The following is a 16,662-nucleotide window of genomic DNA, read 5'->3' as shown; positions in this document are numbered from 1 at the left end:
CTACACAACATTTCTAATATCCCTAACCCCAGGCGTATTATTTTTCATTATTAAATAATCCTTCACTTATATATTTGATGAATAAATCATTCTGAATTTATGTGTGATAAAATTGTCTGGTCCTTTTTTATTTATTCTGTGAATAGATTCACTTCCCGTGAATTAATTCAACCTGAAGTTGGGTATTTTAATGGGGGAGCGATGGGTGTATTGTTTTTAATGAACGGAATGTTTGTTAAAAGGATAGCTAATAATGTCAGGGGAATCTGAGGTAGCTCAAAGGCAGGACACGTTAAACAGATATTTATTGTATTTCCCGCGTAGCAAAAATGTTATTTCAGATGTTCATTCTTTTACAGGAAAAGAGATATTAAGCGAGCCTTATCGCTATACCATTCGCTTTACCAGTCCGGATCTAAACATTGCCATTAATGCTGTTCTTAATCAAAGGGCTGAGTTTATTCTGCGTGCACCCAATCTGGAAGCCTCATGGCATGGGCAAACCTCCTGGCTGCCGGTTCGCCAGATTAATGGCACGATCACCCAATTTTCGCGGCTGATGTCTTCAGGTGACGAAGCACTGTATGAATGCGTGCTGGAGCATGAGCTGGCGCTGCTGGATCAAAATTACCGTTCTGCGGTTTACATGAACATGACAGTCCCGGAGCTCGTTACAAAGCTGATGAAGGACAGTGGTCACTTTGACGGCTACAACATTGATTTTGACCAACTGAGCCACAGTTATCCACGACGGGAAATGATCGTTCAGTGGAAAGAAACCGATTTGCGGTTCATCCGTCGGCTGCTGGCAGAGATAGGGATCTGGTTCCGATTTGAGAATCACAACAAAGTGAAAACGGAAACCGTCGTTATTTTTGGGGATTCTGCGCGTCGTTACAACTTCAGCGACAAACAGATGCCTTATGTCCGACATTCAGGCATGACCAGTTATAGCGAATACATTACCGATCTGGAGGAGCAGCACGGCCTGATCCCCAAAAATGTGTTGGTTCGCACCTATAACTACCGTGACCCGCAATCGCCGCAGACGGATAAGACCGTTAAAACGAGCGATATTCCCGAAGGTGTAACGACAGGCCAACACTATCACTATGCCGATCACTATCTGACTGCGGGGGATTTTCACGGTGAAGAGGCGGAAACCGCCGCATTTTACGCTCGTCTGCGTTATGAACGCCTGTTGAACGGACAGAGTCTTCTGGGGGCGACAACCAGCGATCCCGAGCTTCAGCCAGGCATTATGTTTTATCCCTCAGGGCCTGTACCTGACGGGTTTAAGTCCGGGTTTGTGATAACTGCGATGACTATCCGCGGCAGCCGTGCTGAACACTATCGCGCCGTACTTTCTGGGATCCCCTATATCCAGGGCTATAGCTTCCGTCCTGAATACTTATCCCGGCCGGTGATAGCCGGAACGGTGCCCGCCAGAGTGAAGGCTATCGGGGGAGATAAAACCTATGCCGGACTTGATGCGGTTGGGCGCTACAGGGTTAAGTTCGATTTTGACCTTGATGAAAAACGGGTCGGATTCGAAAGCGCCCTGGTACGCCTCGGCAGGCCGTACGCCGGTGACACCTTTGGTATTCACTTTCCGCTACTGGAGGGGACTGAAGTTGCCGTTGGTTTCGAAGGCGGCGATCCGGACAGACCTTTTATCGCGCATGTCATGCACGACGGCAGCCACCCGGATTTAGTCACAAACCGTAACGATACCCGAAACGTGATCCGCACGGCCGCGTTGAACAAGATCCGTCTTGAAGATCGTCGCGGGCAGGAGCACATCAAAATCGCTACGGAGTACGGCAAAGGGCAAGTGAGTGTGGGTCACCTGGTTGATGCTGAAGGCAAAAAGCGCGGGGAAGGTGTGGAGGCTCGCACCGACGACTGGATGGCGCTGCGTGCTGCGAAAGGCGTGATGATCACCACGGAAGCCCAGCCCCGCGCGGGGGGTAAGCAACTGGATATGACAGCGGCTATTACACAACTTGAAAAGGCGTTATCGCTGGCGATGACCCTACAACAAAGTGCGCTTACGGCAGGTGCGAGTAATGTGGAAACCGATCGGCAAAATGCGCTCAGCCAGACGCTGAGTCATCTCGCGGAGCCCGGTATTTTGGCATATGGAAAAAGTGGAATTGCGCTGGTTACGCCGGACAGCCTGCAACTTTCCGCCGGGAAAGACCTGATTGCCACAGCGGGCGGGAATGCCAGCGTGAATGTGGTGAAAAAATTCTCGCTGGCCGTAGGGGAAAAACTGTCGCTGTTTGCCCGCAAACTCGGCATCCAGATGATTGCCGGTGCGGGGGATATTACGACGCAGGCGCAGCGGGGCGAAATGCACATGCTGTCGCAGCAGGATTTCACGCTGACGAGCACCGCCGGGAAAATGAACGGCAGTGCCAGAAAGGGAATGCAGTTTGTCTGCGGGGGCGGCGGGATCCGTATCAGCCCGACCGGACTGGTCACCATTTTCTCGCCGACGGGCATTGAGCTCAAAGCGCCGAGCCTGAAATACGACGGTCCGGAAAGTGTGTCGGTACCGACGCCATCCTTTGAGAAAGGCGCCTTTAAACTTCGCTACAAACTGCACGCCGGCGATGATCCGGAGCAAATTCTGGCAAACAAAAAATTCAGGCTGACCAGTGCATCCGGACAGGTGGTGGAAGGCGTGACGGACAGCTGCGGTCGTTCACCCCTGCTCGATGCTGACGACCTCGACAGCTATAAAATGGAGATAATGGAATGACGGAGGCGAAGACAAAACCCTACGCTCCACGGGTGGTATCAGAAGGCGATATTCCGGTACACAAAACCCTGGGCGAAGTCGCCCAGACGCGCAACGTCGGGATACCGCGTCCGATGCCCGGCATTGTGATCCTCGTCCATGGCGTGAACGACGTGGGTGAAGCCTACCAGAACCAGGAGAAAGGTATACTTGCCGGGCTGGGTAAGCGACTTAACCGGCAGGATTTTTACGCCCACGAATGGAAAGACTACAGAATTATCACTCCAGGGCGTTCCCCCATCATCCCGTTTTACTGGGGATATAAACCGGTTACGCATGCTGATTACCGGGCGGACCAGAAGCGCTACCGGGAGGAGGTCGGGAAGCTGAGTGACAAAGCGCATCTTCCCTATGATGCGTACCAGGAAGATAACGAGACGAATAAAAAGTCGCTGGGTAATGACGGAAAAGGGCCGTTTCAGTACCAGAACGATAACTTTAAGAACGCACTTGATAAGAGTTTTGCCAAGGGGGGCGGGACCTTTGCCAACGCGACGACGACGATCCCGGATATGCTGGGGCCCGGCGCCGGTGGCTTCGGCGTTGCCGCTGCGGGATTTGCCTCGCTGCACTTCAATGATGGCGATTTTACCCATCCCATTTATGAAAACCCGCACCGCATTTACCAGTTTTTTGCCGCTCAACGGCTGGCGGATTTGATTATTCAGATTCGTCAGCCGTTAGTAACTCAAAACGATGTTATCAATATCGTCGCTCACAGTCAGGGCACGATTATTACTATGCTGGCAAATATGCTGGTGAAACAGGCCGGATACGATCCGGTAAATTGTGTGATTCTTAATCACTCACCATATTCTCTTGAGTCGCGCGTGGCTGAAAATATTCAGCCGGGTTATCAACAGACCGACGACGCCAGACAGCAGACATTTAAAAATTTCTGTCGCCTGATGCATACGCAATGGAAAGGTGGCGGGAAAATGGCCGAGAGCGAATTACTTGCTCTGGAGGCCTCCTGTACCCTGCGTAAACCTTCCGATAATCCGCTGCGAACGGATGGCAGATATTGCCGAAGCAACGACGGTAAAGTGTATAACTACTTTTGCCCGAACGATGGCGTCGTGTCGCTGGAGAATGTGCAGGGGTTTGGCTGGCGAGGCATTCCTCAGAATATTGCCAGTGATATACCTAATCTGTTTCAGCGCGTGTTTTACCAGCATGGTGAAGTAGGAAACATCCCTGACGCTAACCCCTTTGAGCTACCACCGCGAAATGAGGGGGATGCAAAATATGCCTTTCTCACGAACGCCAGTTACAGCGCTCGCGATGTGGTGATAAACGGTGAGGAGTTACCGGAACCTTTTATTTTCAAACTTCAGGGGGAGGATAATCACCCGGATAACGATCCTAAAACCAGTGATAAACCGTATACCTATTATGTCGATCCGGACAGCCCGGACGCCTACATTTCCTATTCCGCCAAAGCCAGCGCCATTAAGCGCACGGTAACGACAACCTTTGCAGTGAACCGCTATCAAAATATTGGCTGGCAGCCGGGTCACGTTTTATCTGCTTCAGAGCTTAAAGAAGAGAGTTTTGAACGCAAGCATGAGGTTATTTATGGTGAGGTGTCAGGTTCGCGTGATTTTCAGTTAGTTACCCTTACCTGGAAGAAAACACCGGAAGAACTGCAAGCGGAATGGCAGAAAATCGACCCGGTGGGCTACAGCCAGCACTCCTCTATTGTGATGAGCGAATTTGCGCCATCGCACGCTATGGCGTTTGATTTGGCTATTGGGCAGTGCAAATCATTCGATTATCAGGCGGGGAAATTTTGGGAAGGGTTGTTACATCGTGCAGACTGGCGCGATCCTCAGAATGAAAATCCCTATGCAAGGGCATATTACCGGACGGGTAAGCTAGATGAACCTACAACCAAATTTTTCATGAATAAGCCATATGACGTGCTGCCGAAAGGTGAGTATGGGGTGGTAAATAAGTTCAATAATGCAACGACTGTCAAGCCGTCCAGTGATCTTGTCGCAGGGAATCAGGACGTCGCAAATCTGCAATGGGACATGCCAAAGCCCATAAGTGACAGTCAACTGGCTTAAGGATAGAGCATGAAAATATCATTTATGGGTCTGATGGCCACTGCTGTTTTACTGGCGATCGGATGCCAGGCGAAAGAACCGCCAACGCAGGTGGTGTACCGGTTCGATGATCATCGTTATCTCGAACTGAAAGGCTGGGGCTGCGAAGGCGAACTCTGGTACACGGATACTGAGCTGGGTATACATACCCAACCTGTTAGCCAATTTTACAAGATCTTCACCAAAAAATTCATACCTCCATCGGAGCGTTATATAGCTATCCCTACCTGGGGCTCTCCAGGAACAATAATTTCAAAAGATTATGGTAAAACCTGGTCCCCTCAGTTTTATTCAGCGGGTTCTAACGAACCAAATGGAGATTCTTCACCGCCCTACGATGACATTATTTCCTTTACTGTTGTTAAGGACCAGGGATTTATGCTGACCAAACACCGGCTGTATATGTCGTCAAAACCGTTTGAAGACCCGCGCATTCTGCCCGGCGGGCCGGGGATTGCCTATACCGTGGATGACGGAATGGGAAATAAAGTAAGCGGGAAGCTGGACCCCCGTTCCCCTGGCTGGGCGTGGGGAATGGTCTACATGACTAAGCAGGGACTCGAGGGCAGCACGCAGCAACTTAAGGCTAACTGGCAAGATTTACCCGACAGCGTACCCGAGGTGAAGGGCTATACCGGCTGGGATCATATGCGCTGTGATATGGATGCGGGGCGATAACTGATGAAAGGATTATGTACCGTTCTCGCAGCTACGTCCGTTGTGCTGGCGACCGGATGCCAGGCGAAAGAACCACCAACGCAGGTGGTGTACCGATTTGATGATCATCGTTATCTCGAACTGAAAGGCTGGGATTGTGAAGGCGAACTCTGGTACACGGATACTAAGCGAGGCATTCACACCGAACCCGTAAGTCAGTTTTATCGACTCTTTACCCGTAAATTTATTCATCCATCAGAGCGATATATTGCACTGACGGGATGGGGCGCGAGTGGATTCATAGTATCTAAGGACTATGGGAAAACGTGGCACTCCGTAGCGTTTTCACCAAATCATAATGAACCCAATGGCGATGACTACGCGCCTTATGAGGATATTCTTTCTTTCACCGTCGTCAACGATCAGGGTTTTTTACTGACCAAACATCGGCTGTATATGTCGTCGAAGCCATTTGAAGACCCGCGCATTCTGCCCGGTGGGCCGGGGATTGCCTATACCGTGGATGACGGAATGGGAAATAAAGTCAGCGGGAAGCTGGAACCCCGTTCCCCTGGCTGGGCGTGGGGAATGGTCTACATGACTAAGCAGGGGCTCGAGGGCAGCACGCAGCAACTTAAGGCAAACTGGCAGGATTTACCCGACAGCGTACCCGACGTGAAAGGCTACACCGGCTGGGATCATATGCGCTGTGATATGGATGCGGGGCGATAACTGATGAAAGGATTATGTACCGTTCTCGCAGCTACGTCCGTTGTGCTGGCAACCGGGTGCCAGGCGAAAGAACCACCGACACAGGTTGTTTACCGGTTCGATGATCATCGTTATCTCGAACTGAAAGGGTGGGATTGCGAAGGTGAACTCTGGTATACGGATACTCGGCGGGGTATTCATACCCAACCTGTTAGCCAATTTTACAGGATCTTCACCAAAAAATTTGTTCATCCTTCTGAACGATATATTGCCATACCCACCTGGGATGACCCAGGAACAATAATTTCAAAAGATTATGGTAAAACATGGTCTCCCCAGTTTTTTTCGGTAGGGCCTAACGAGCCCGATGGTACTAACCAACCATCCTATGAGGATATTATTTCTTTCACCGTCGTCAACGATCAGGGTTTTTTACAGACCAAACACCGGCTGTATATGTCGTCAAAACCGTTTGAAGACCCGCGCATTCTGCCCGGCGGGCCGGGGATTGCCTATACCGTGGATGACGGAATGGGAAATAAAGTAAGCGATACGCTGGACCCCCGTTTCCCTGGCTGGGCCTGGGGAATGGTCTATATGACTAAGCAGGGGCTTAAGCACAGCACGCAGCAACTTAAGGCAAACTGGCAGGATTTACCCGACAGCGTACCCGAAGTGAAGGGGTACACCGGCTGGGATCATATGCGCTGTGATATGGATGCGGGGCGATAACTGATGAAAGGATTATGTACCGTTCTCGCAGCGACGTCCGTTGTGCTGGCGACCGGATGCCAGGCTAAAGAACCGCCCACACAGGTTGTTTACCGGTTCGATGATCACCGTTTTCTCGAATTGAAAGGCTGGGGCTGCGAAGGTGAACTCTGGTATACGGATACTTTTCGGGGTATTCATACCAGGCCCGTCAGTCAATTTTATCGGATTTTCACCAAAAAATTTGTTCATCCTTCTGAACGATATATTGCCATACCCACCTGGGATGACCCAGGAACAATGATTTCTAAAGATTATGGTAAAACATGGTCTCCCCAGTTTTTTTTCGGTAGGGCCTAATGAGCCCGATGGTACTAACCAACCATCCTATGAGGATATTATTTCTTTCACCGTCGTCAACGACCAGGGTTTTTTACAGACCAAACACCGGCTGTATATGTCATCAAAGCCATTTGAAGACCCGCGCATTCTGCCCGGCGGGCCGGGGATTGCCTATACCGTGGATGACGGAATGGGAAATAAAGTCAGCGGGAAGCTGGACCCCCGTTCCCCTGGCTGGGCGTGGGGAATGGTCTACATGACTAAGCAGGGGCTCGAGGGCAGCACGCAGCAACTTAAGGCTAACTGGCAAGATTTACCCGACAGCGTACCCGACGTGAAAGGCTATACCGGCTGGGAGCACATGCAATGCAACATGGATGCGGGAAAATAGGGAGATAAAGCGATGAAAGGCGTCATTAGGTTAAACGATCCGCTGATAAGCGGAGGAAAAGTCACTAAGGCCTCTGGGGCAGACTTTATGGGGCAGCCCGTGGCCTTAAAAGATGATCTTGCGCAGTGTCCGCTCCATAAAGGGACGTTCGCAATCACTGAATGTCACCCAACCTGGACCATGCATGGCCGTGGGGTTGTGGTAGATGGCTGTCGCGCGGCGTGTGGATGTGAAATCAAAAGTACCTTACCTGTGGCGGGAGCTTCGTAATGCGCGCGTGGTGGTTATACAAACAACAGCCAGACCCGGATTCCACTGTGCCAGTCGTCATGATTGTTTTCCTCTATGTGATAGCCGTCGCAATGGGCCTCGCGATCCGGGCTCTCACCTGGCCTGAACAGGAACACGTTACGGCTCTCTTTTTTGTGCCTTCAGTTATTCTGCCCATCTGTGTTGTATCGTTGCTAGTTTTTACAAGTTTCATATTTCATGACGCCAACATTCATTATGCTGAAACCCGAAAATTCATAGCAAAAGAGCAGGAGATTAATTTAAAGGCGTATGCGCGAAAAAATATCGCTATCGCAGCATGGTCTGCAATCACCCCCCTGGAGGAACCCGCGCTGAATATGTTGAAACTGGAAGGCGAATTTCCGCTGGCACCGAAAACGCCGGTTAATATTCAGCTGGAAGATCGCTTCGACCAGACCAGGAATGAACAGATGTTTTACCGCTTACTGGACCCGATGGCAGAAAAATTGAAGGACTATAACTACCGTATTTTTGAAACCGTTGTCTGGGTTCACGGAGGGAGTGGATCCTGCATTGATGAACTGAGGCGCACTCTGGAGCGGTTGGGTATTGAAACGGCAAGCACGTGTAAAATTGAGTACAGCACAGAATGTCCTGACTACGCGATCGTTAGCCAATGGATGAACTTATCTGATTACAGAGTTGAAAACCGGTTGATTGTTATCGTTGATTTACATGAAGAAAGCGGCGAATCAAAGAGCATGGAAAATGCATGTGCATTCCTGCTAACCAGTCATTATGTCCGGGAGGAGGGCGAAAAACCGGTATATTTATATCAGCCTATGTCTGACGTGACCGATGTAGAGGACAAAATGGCGGTCTTCCTTGAGACGGGTTCGGTACTTACGCCGAAAAATCTCTGGTATACCGGGCTGTCCCGTATTGAAAAATATCCATTAATGCAGGCACTGGATAAAAAAGCGCTCACGGTGGAACGGCTGGATATCGATGCCTCTCTGGGCGCAAAGAGTGCCGGGTATCGGTGGCTGGCTCTGGCATTTGCGGCGGATGCGGTCAAATATGCCCAGGGGGAGCAACTGGCAGCTTATTCAGACAAAAACAAATTTTGTATTACTTCGCTTTCCTCCATGAAGACAGCTATCCCAAAAAAACTTACCTGGTGTAACTGGAGTAATCCCCTTTATCCTGCGGGGATGGCGGCTTTATTCTGCGTGTTATCCCTCATTGCCTATCGTATCAGTTTCCTGGCGCAAAACGATCCGCCAGCAATCTGGGAACTGATTGCGAGCATCATCATTCCCTTCGTTATTTTTATTGGCCTCGGTATTTTTGTTTTCATCTCGAAAACGAATGAAGCCTACGAGGATATGGAATACGAATGGAAGCGATAGAAACGGAACAATGTTAATCATGTAATGTGGCTGGTCGCTTAGTTGACCAGCCTTTAGTTATTTACCCTGTCACTTTTACCGCAGTGGCCGCTATTTTCGCTCTCGCGACGGCTTCGTCCACGTTTTCCCCGGTTGCTAATGCCACGCCCAGACGACGGCTTCCGTCGATCTCCGGTTTGCCGAACAGTCTGACCTGTAAGCCTGCACCAACCGCACCTTCGACGTTATCAAAGGTGACATTCTGGCTGGTCAGCTGCGGCAGGATCACCGCGGAGGCTGCCGGGCCGTATTGACGGATGCCGCCAACCGGCAGGCCGAGGAAAGCGCGCACGTGCAGCGCGAACTCGGAGAGATCCTGTGAAATCAGCGTAACCATCCCGGTATCGTGCGGGCGAGGGGAGACTTCGCTGAAGATCACCTCGTCGCCGCAAACAAACAATTCCACGCCGAACAGGCCGTAGCCGCCCAGCGCCAGCACCGTCTTGCGGGCGATCTCCTGCGCGCGTGCCAGCGCCAGCGCGCTCATCTGCTGCGGCTGCCAGGATTCTCGATAATCGCCGTCTTCCTGACGATGACCAATCGGGTCGCAGAAATAAACGCCGTCCACGGCACTGACGGTAAGCAGGGTAATTTCGAAATCAAACTTCACCACGCCTTCCACGATGACGCGCCCGGCACCGGCACGACCGCCCTGCTGGGCATAGTCCCAGGCCTGGTCCAGCGTGCTGCTGTCGCGGATAAAGCTCTGCCCTTTGCCGGAGGAGCTCATTACCGGCTTAATGATGCACGGGTAGCCAATCTTTTCGACGGCCTGGAGAAACGCAGCTTTATCCCCGGCAAAACGGTAGCTGGAGGTCGGGAGCTGTAATTCTTCTGCCGCCAGGCGACGAATGCCTTCCCGGTTCATGGTCAGTTTTGCCGCAGTGGCGCAAGGCACTACGCGCTGGCCTTCCTGCTCAAGGGCAACCAGCATCTCAGTGGCAATGGCCTCAATTTCAGGCACCACGAAATCCGGTTTTTCCTCGGCAATTAACGCCCGCAGGGCATTGCCGTCAAGCATATCGATGACGTGCGAGCGATGCGCAACGTGCATGGCAGGGGCGTTCGCGTAACGGTCCACCGCAATCACCTCCACGCCCAAACGCTGGCATTCAATGGCCACTTCTTTACCCAGTTCACCCGATCCCAACAGCATGACGCGCGTCGCGGCAGGGCGCAGCGCGGTTCCTAAAAGAGTCATAAAAATCCCCCTGAAAAAGATGCGGGTAGTATAAACGAAAACGTTTGCGTCTGTCTTGTATGGGGTTAACCGGACAAGGGGGAAATTTGCGCTTCTTTAGCACTGACAGACATTTCCTGACACCCGCTCGCTTAGGCTGTGAAGATTACGCACTGTTACGTGAGGAAAAATATGTCAGGCTGGATGAATCAACTGCAATCCCTGTTGGGACAAAAAGGCTCGTCGTCGGGCGAGCAGGGTCTAAGCAAGCTGCTGGTGCCGGGTGCGCTTGGCGGGCTGGCCGGTTTGCTGGTTGCCAATAAATCATCGCGGAAACTGCTTACCAAATACGGTACCGGCGCGCTGCTGGCGGGCGGAGGGGCTATTGCAGGCTCCGTCTTATGGAACAAATACAAAGACAAGGTGCGCAGCGCGCATCAGGATGAACCGCAGTACGGGAAGCAGGTATCACCGTTAGATTTACGCACCGAGCGCCTGATCCTCGCCCTGGTCTTTGCAGCCAAGAGCGACGGGCATATTGATGCCAGTGAACGTGCCGCAATTGAACAGCAGATGCGGGAAGCGGGCGTTGAGGAGCAGGGCAGGGCGCTGGTGGCGCAGGCCATTGAACAGCCGCTCGATCCGCAGCGTCTGGCGCAAGGCGTGAAAAACGAAGAAGAGGCGCTGGAACTCTATTTTCTGAGCTGTGCCGCCATCGATATCGATCACTTTATGGAGCGCAGCTACCTGAACGCCCTGGGCGATGCGCTGAAGATCCCCCAGGACGTTCGCGAGGGAATTGAGCAGGATATTCAGCAGCAGAAGCAGACTCTCGCGGGCTAGAAGGCCATGTTTCGCTTGCATCATACGCGTGTTTTGCCAACCTTATAGGATGTAAAACGAAAAAGTAAGAATGCCATGCCTCCAAAAGCCCGACGTACTCCTTATGCGATCACCACGCATGGCGATACGCGTATCGATAACTACTACTGGCTGCGGGACGATTCTCGTTCCCGGCCAGAGGTGCTCGACTATCTGCACGAGGAAAACGACTATGGCCGCCAGGTCATGGCCAGCCAGCAGGCGCTTCAGGATCAGCTCCTGAACGAAATGGTGCAGCGTATCCCCCAGCGTGATGTCTCTGCCCCGTGGTGCAAAAACGGTTATCGCTATCGCCATATTTATGAGCCGGGAAACGAATATCCCATCTACCAGCGCCAGTCTGTGCTGAGCGCCGAGTGGGACGAATGGGAGATCTTGCTGGATGCCAACAAACGTGCTGCCCACAGTGAGTTTTATACGCTGGGCGGCATGTCCATTTCCCCCGATAACGCCATTATGGCGCTGGCTGAGGATTACCTCTCCCGCCGCCAGTACGGTTTGCGTTTCCGCAATCTTGAAACGGGAAACTGGTATCCCGAAATGCTGGATAATGTCTCCCCCGATTTCGTCTGGGGTAACGATTCAGAAACGGTCTACTACGTTAAAAAGCATGCCTCAACGCTGCTGCCTTATCAGGTATGGCGTCATACGGTGGGGACCGATTCCGCCGACGATGAATTAGTCTACGAGGAAAAAGACGAAACGTTCTATGTCAGCCTGCACAAAACGTCGTCTCGCCACTACGTGATCATTTTCCTCTCCAGCGCCACCACTTCAGAAGTGCTGCTGCTGGATGCAGAGCTGCCGGATGCGCAGCCGCTGTGCTTCCTGCCGCGCCGTAAAGATCATGAGTACAGCCTGGATCACTTCCAGCACAGCTTTTACCTGCGTTCGAACCGCGAGGGCAAAAACTTTGGCCTTTATAAAACCAAAGTGCGCGATGAACGCAAATGGGAAGTGTTAATTCCCGCGCGCGATCAGGTGATGCTGGAGGGGTTCACCCTGTTTACCGACTGGCTGGTGGTGGAAGAGCGTCAGCGCGGACTGACCAGTATCCGCCAAATCAACCGCAAAACCCGCGAAGTGGTGGGCATTGCGTTCGATGACCCGGCTTACGTAACGTGGATCGGCTTTAACCCGGAACCGGAATCGTCCCGCCTGCGGTACGGCTATTCGTCGATGACCACCCCGGATACGTTGTTTGAACTGGATATGGACACCGGGCAGCGTCAGGTGATTAAACAGGCTGAGGTCCGGGGTTTTGAGTCGGAAAATTATCGCAGTGAGCACCTGTGGGTGAGCGCACGCGACGGCGTTGAAGTCCCTGTATCGCTCGTCTATCACAAGGCGCACTTCAACAAAGGTAAAAACCCCATCCTCGTCTATGGCTATGGCTCCTATGGATCAAGCATGGACGCCGATTTCAGCAGCAGCAGGCTGAGCCTGCTCGACCGCGGTTTTGTTTATGCGATTGCCCATATTCGCGGGGGCGGCGAACTGGGTCAGCACTGGTATGAAGACGGAAAATTTCTCAAAAAGAAAAATACCTTTAACGACTACCTTGATGTCTGCGATGCGCTGATCGCGCAGGGTTATGGCGATCCGCAGCTCTGCTTTGGCATGGGGGGCAGCGCCGGGGGCATGCTAATGGGCGCCGTGATCAACCAGCGGCCTGAACTGTTTAAAGGCGTTATCGCCCAGGTGCCGTTTGTGGACGTGGTGACGACCATGCTGGATGAGTCCATTCCACTGACCACCGGGGAGTTTGAGGAGTGGGGGAATCCGCAGGATGAAACCTATTATCGCTACATGAAAGAGTACAGCCCGTACGATAACGTCGAGGCGAAAGCCTATCCGCATATGCTGGTGACCACCGGCCTGCACGATTCCCAGGTGCAGTACTGGGAGCCCGCGAAATGGGTGGCGAAGCTGCGTGAGCTGAAAACTGACGATAATCTGCTGCTGCTGTGTACCGATATGGACTCAGGGCACGGAGGGAAATCAGGGCGATTTAAATCCTATGAAGGGGTGGCGCTGGAGTACGCCTTTTTGATTGGCCTGGCGCAGGATACGCTGCCAGGCCGGGCGGGGACTCAGGCTTCGCCTAAATAATGCTTCAGCGTCAGGCGCAGTTCCGGGCTCATTCTGTCGAGGTTGTTGTACAGCCAGCGCAGATAGCCCGGATCTTTGTCCGCCACTTCCGATACTGGCTTCCCGCGATATTTACCGAACGTAAAGGTAGTCAGTAGCGCGGGGCGCCCGGTAATGGTCGCCATATCGTCTGGCGTCCAGCCGGAAGTATTCATGATATCAATCAGGAGCGCTGCGGTGATGTAGCAGTCATAGAGGGCACGGTGATGATGCAGCCCTTCCGGCGTTCGCACGCTGAGTTTGCGCGACTTATACAGCGCCATATTGCTGTATTTGATCCCTGGCCACAGACGGCGCGCCAGCTTCATGGTGCAAATCCATTCGCCGGGCATCTCCGGCAGCACGCGGCGGTCAAAGCTGGCGTTATGGGCGACATACCACTGGCTACCGTGGTAAAGAGGGATGATCTCTTCAATCCACGGCTTATCCGCCACCATCGATTCCGTAATGCGATGTATAGCCATCGCCTGCGCACTGATGGGACGATCCGGGCGCACCAGATGGCTCATTGGGTTGACTATCTTTCCGTCAATCACGTCGACAGAAGCGACTTCCACAATTCCACCCTGCAAATCACAGGTTTCGGTATCGATAACGCGCAGCATTGATCGCTCCTGATCCTAAAATGCCTAGCCTAATGGAATGATATCGCCTTGCCAACCCTGTTGGCCTAAAGAACCGGTTAGCAGCAGTTCTCCCTTATCGGCACGTACAATCAGCTGACCTTTTTCATCCCATAACGCGCTACCGCCGCGCGCGTTCGCCATTAATACCGCGATGGCGTACTTGTGCGCGAAGCGTTGTAACGAACCGATCGATTGTCGCCAGCGGTGCTCGCCCACGGCCAGGCTGCTGGTGAACAGCGTTGCCTCCGGGTCCAGTTCCGGGGCGTCAGCCTGGTTATCCACGATGGTTAACCTTTTATCGCCAGGAATAACACCCGCACCGTTGCCCTGCGGATAACGCCGGATGGTCGACAGGTTAGGGGTGAAAAGCGCGAGTCCTTTCTGGCGCTGGCCGTGTTGCTGGAGCGTAATACCAGCAATCACCGTGATGAAACGTGACTGGGCGGCGTGAAGGAGGGGGGCAAGCTGCAAATCGTCAGGAGGTGGGGGTAAGGATGTTCCGCCTGGGCCGGTAAGCGAAAGCTCCGGAAAGACGATCAAATCGCACCCATGCCAGGCAGCTTCGGCAATAAAGTGCAGGTGATGTTTTACGTGCTCATCAACACAGTTGTGCCGCGGGGCATACTGAGCCGCGGCAATATTCCATCGTGACATCGTGACTTCCTTATACACTAAGTCGCTGGGATTTTAAGATTACACCTAAATTTATCAGGGTTTTCTTATCCTGCCACATAACGCGTAAGGAAGTGTAACGAGACGTTAAGCTTATTTAACTTTAGGTTCGTACGGCAGGCGCGAGAGATTGACGGAGGCGAGGCGATGCGCAATGAGACGTTCGCGAAACCAGTCGCGCAGATGTGCGGGTTGTTCACGCTCTACCACTTCAGCTACGACGGGCATGTTGTAACGCTCTTTGAATGCGACACCCGCGGCGGCGAGATCGACATTCACTTTGTCCATCTCGTCCTGAGGAAGGGCGGCCAGGTTAACGTTCATTTCCTTCTCCTTTTTCTGCGGCGGCAACGTTACCGCGATTGTTCAACGATGACAAGGGAGCAAAGGATGTTCCTCGACTCGTTAATTATACAGAGTTATTCTTTAGCATTCAGGCATAACGAAAAGGAATGATTGTGATGCACTTTACCCCTTCCCGCGTCGCGTGCGCGCTGGCATTTCTGCTCTCTTCAGCAACCGCGACCTCAGCTCTGGCCCATGCGCATCTTAAGCAGCAATCCCCGCAGGAAAATACCGTTGCGGTGGCACCAGAGGTCATTACCCTGAACTTCTCGGAAGGCATTGAGCCTGCCTTCAGCGGCGTGGTGGTGACGGACGCGCAGCAGCACAAGATCCAGACCGGCGCGGTGAAGCGTGACGAGAAGGATAACGCAAAGCTGATTGTTCCTCTTGAGAAACCGTTGCCGACCGGCACCTACACGGTGGACTGGCACGTGGTCTCCGTGGACGGCCACAAAACCAAGGGCAGCTATCACTTTAGTGTGAAATAGTATGCTGGCCCTGAGCTACGTCGCGTTACGCTTTATCCATTTTGCTGCGCTGATGCTGCTTTTCGGCAACGCGCTTTACAGCGTCTGGTTTGCACCGTCTTCGTTGCAGCGCCTCATGACCCGGCGTTTCCAGCGGCAGCAGAAACTCGCGGCCTTAATCAGCCTGATGGCGGCTCTGCTGATGTTTGGCCTGCAAAGTGGGTTGATGGGCAACGGCTGGAGCGATGTCATTCGTCCGGCGGTCTGGCGCAGCGTGCTGGGAACGCAATTTGGCGGCGTCTGGTTGTGGCAAATGGTGCTGGCCGCTGCGACGGCGGGCGCTGCATGGCTTACCCCGCAAAAAGGCTCACGGCTGTTACTGCTCGTGATGGGGCAGCTGGTGCTGTTGGCGGGCGTGGGACATGCCGCGATGAACGGTGGCGCACCGGGAGCATTGCATCGTCTCAACCATGCGCTTCACCTGCTCTGCGCCGCGACCTGGGTGGGTGGTTTACTGCCGCTGCTGTTTTGTATGCGTCTGGCGAAAGGCCGCTGGCAGCCAGCCGCTATCTTTACCATGATGCGCTTCTCCCGCGTGGGGCATTACGCCGTGGCAGGCGTGCTGCTGACCGGGATAATCAATACGCTCTTTATTGTTGGCATAAACGTGCCGTGGCATGCGCCTTATGTCCAGCTGTTGTTGTTCAAATGTGCGCTGGTCATGATGATGGTGGCAATTGCGCTGGCGAATCGGTATTTTCTTGTGCCACGCTTTCGCCCGGAGGCCGGGCGGGAACAACAGATTTTTATCAGGATGACACAGGCAGAGGTAGTGCTGGGCGCGCTGGTACTGGCGGCCGTCAGCCTGTTCGCGACCTGGGAACCCTTCTGACAAGGTTAAATAACA

15 protein-coding genes and 1 pseudogene are annotated in these 16,662 nt (G+C 52.9%); 12 read left to right on the top strand and 4 right to left on the bottom strand.

Annotated features, from left to right (window positions below; genetic code table 11):
• Positions 1–253 precede the first annotated feature (253 nt).
• The 8 genes and pseudogenes from BFV63_RS13280 (at position 254) to BFV63_RS13250 (ending at position 9,393) form a co-directional block, all read left to right on the top strand.
• Positions 254–2,767, top strand: a complete 2,514-nt coding sequence (locus BFV63_RS13280; RefSeq protein ID WP_048240583.1) for a DUF2345 domain-containing protein — start codon at positions 254–256, stop codon at positions 2,765–2,767.
• Positions 2,764–4,878, top strand: coding sequence for a T6SS effector phospholipase Tle3 domain-containing protein (locus tag BFV63_RS13275; RefSeq protein ID WP_045329869.1), 2,115 nt, complete (start codon positions 2,764–2,766; stop codon positions 4,876–4,878). The genes BFV63_RS13280 and BFV63_RS13275 overlap by 4 nt, the downstream gene beginning before the upstream one ends.
• A 9-nt stretch (positions 4,879–4,887) precedes the next feature.
• On the top strand, positions 4,888–5,595 hold the full coding sequence (locus BFV63_RS13270) for a T6SS immunity protein Tli3 family protein (protein ID WP_069597547.1): 708 nt from the start codon (positions 4,888–4,890) through the stop codon (positions 5,593–5,595).
• A gap of 3 nt (positions 5,596–5,598) precedes the next feature.
• The gene (locus BFV63_RS13265) at positions 5,599–6,306 is read left to right on the top strand and encodes a T6SS immunity protein Tli3 family protein (protein WP_039264792.1); all 708 of its coding nucleotides are present in this window, start codon (positions 5,599–5,601) and stop codon (positions 6,304–6,306) included.
• Between the two features lie 3 nt (positions 6,307–6,309).
• Complete coding sequence (locus BFV63_RS13260; protein WP_069597546.1) at positions 6,310–7,017, top strand: T6SS immunity protein Tli3 family protein; 708 nt, start codon at positions 6,310–6,312, stop codon at positions 7,015–7,017.
• A 3-nt stretch (positions 7,018–7,020) separates the two neighbouring features.
• Positions 7,021–7,729, top strand: a pseudogene (locus BFV63_RS23610) (T6SS immunity protein Tli3 family protein).
• A gap of 12 nt (positions 7,730–7,741) precedes the next feature.
• A complete protein-coding gene (locus BFV63_RS22670) occupies positions 7,742–7,999 on the top strand; it encodes a PAAR domain-containing protein (protein ID WP_023324870.1) in 258 nt (85 codons plus the stop codon).
• Entirely contained in the window at positions 7,999–9,393 is a 1,395-nt protein-coding gene (locus BFV63_RS13250; protein ID WP_023324869.1) for a KPHS_23130 family T6SS system protein, read from the top strand. Before BFV63_RS22670 ends, BFV63_RS13250 begins: the two co-directional genes overlap by 1 nt.
• Before the next feature lie 61 nt (positions 9,394–9,454).
• On the opposite strand, the gene purT is transcribed toward BFV63_RS13250, so the two are convergent.
• The gene (gene purT / locus BFV63_RS13245; protein ID WP_048240584.1) at positions 9,455–10,633 is read right to left on the bottom strand and encodes a formate-dependent phosphoribosylglycinamide formyltransferase; all 1,179 of its coding nucleotides are present in this window, start codon (positions 10,631–10,633) and stop codon (positions 9,455–9,457) included.
• A 171-nt stretch (positions 10,634–10,804) separates the two neighbouring features.
• Here purT and BFV63_RS13240 point away from each other — a divergent pair, with 171 nt between their 5' ends.
• Together BFV63_RS13240 and ptrB are read left to right on the top strand one after the other, a co-directional pair.
• Positions 10,805–11,455, top strand: coding sequence for a tellurite resistance TerB family protein (locus tag BFV63_RS13240; RefSeq protein ID WP_032609515.1), 651 nt, complete (start codon positions 10,805–10,807; stop codon positions 11,453–11,455).
• 75 nt (positions 11,456–11,530) lie between these two features.
• On the top strand, positions 11,531–13,606 hold the full coding sequence (ptrB, locus tag BFV63_RS13235; RefSeq protein WP_023314339.1) for an oligopeptidase B: 2,076 nt from the start codon (positions 11,531–11,533) through the stop codon (positions 13,604–13,606).
• On the opposite strand, the gene exoX is transcribed toward ptrB, so the two are convergent.
• The 3 genes from exoX to BFV63_RS13220 form a co-directional block, all read right to left on the bottom strand.
• Positions 13,588–14,250 carry an exodeoxyribonuclease X gene (exoX, locus tag BFV63_RS13230; RefSeq protein ID WP_015570288.1) on the bottom strand — a complete coding sequence of 221 codons (663 nt, stop codon included), beginning with the start codon at positions 14,248–14,250 and terminating at the stop codon, positions 13,588–13,590. The genes ptrB and exoX overlap by 19 nt on opposite strands.
• Before the next feature lie 24 nt (positions 14,251–14,274).
• A complete protein-coding gene (locus tag BFV63_RS13225; protein WP_003859783.1) occupies positions 14,275–14,925 on the bottom strand; it encodes a carbon-nitrogen hydrolase family protein in 651 nt (216 codons plus the stop codon).
• Positions 14,926–15,036: 111 nt separating this feature from the next.
• Positions 15,037–15,267: a DNA polymerase III subunit theta gene (locus tag BFV63_RS13220; RefSeq protein WP_003859784.1), complete on the bottom strand. Its 231-nt coding sequence runs from the start codon at positions 15,265–15,267 to the stop codon at positions 15,037–15,039.
• Between the two features lie 137 nt (positions 15,268–15,404).
• Here BFV63_RS13220 and yobA point away from each other — a divergent pair, with 137 nt between their 5' ends.
• Positions 15,405–15,776: a CopC domain-containing protein YobA gene (gene yobA, locus BFV63_RS13215; protein WP_045329847.1), complete on the top strand. Its 372-nt coding sequence runs from the start codon at positions 15,405–15,407 to the stop codon at positions 15,774–15,776.
• Position 15,777: 1 nt separating this feature from the next.
• A complete protein-coding gene (gene copD / locus BFV63_RS13210) occupies positions 15,778–16,647 on the top strand; it encodes a copper homeostasis membrane protein CopD (RefSeq protein WP_048240589.1) in 870 nt (289 codons plus the stop codon).
• Positions 16,648–16,662: the final 15 nt, after the last annotated feature.

This window comes from Enterobacter hormaechei subsp. xiangfangensis (genome assembly GCF_001729785.1).
Taxonomy (GTDB): Bacteria; Pseudomonadota; Gammaproteobacteria; order Enterobacterales; family Enterobacteriaceae; genus Enterobacter; species Enterobacter hormaechei_C.
This window is presented reverse-complemented; position numbering and strand designations above follow the sequence as displayed.